At 55.3% G+C, this 476-nt stretch carries 1 protein-coding gene; it reads right to left on the bottom strand.

The features are described from left to right. The coding region (locus AC1RPN_RS08350) for a hypothetical protein (protein WP_481763738.1) at positions 1-336 on the bottom strand (336 nt) is incomplete at its 3' end. Between the last annotated feature and the right edge of the window lie 140 nt (positions 337-476).

Raw genomic sequence — 476 nt, 5'->3', positions numbered from 1 at the left:
GAATTCGAGCATGACGCGTTCCACATAGCCGTTGTCTTCCATGAACGGAAGCGTCGCATCTCCCTCCATCTCGAATTGAGTCTGGGGACCTTCGCGTACCAGACGATCAAGATCGCGGTATACGGCCTCGACGTTGTGCATCGGAATATCGAGCAACGGCTGCGTCCATTCGTTGAAGCTCTGAATCATATTGAGTGCCCATGCCACCCAAAATGACGCGTCCTCATCCACCTGCTTAAGGCGCTCGACGACGTTATGTTCCCGCAACTGCCGTTCCAGCTCTTCGTATCGCGCAAGACGCTGACCCACCAAGCGCTCGACTGCTGTTTGATTCATTATTCTTCCTCGCTGACTACTTCAGTTTTGGTGCCGCATCCGGGACAGAAGCAGAGTGGGAACGTGACGCTGGCACCGGACGCCGAAAACGAAAGTGCGTCGTTGTTGACGTGTGCATAGTGGCGCACGCGCTCATCGTC

The organism is Dellaglioa sp. CoH-57-MRSF-20 (assembly GCF_056781955.1).
This window is presented reverse-complemented; position numbering and strand designations above follow the sequence as displayed.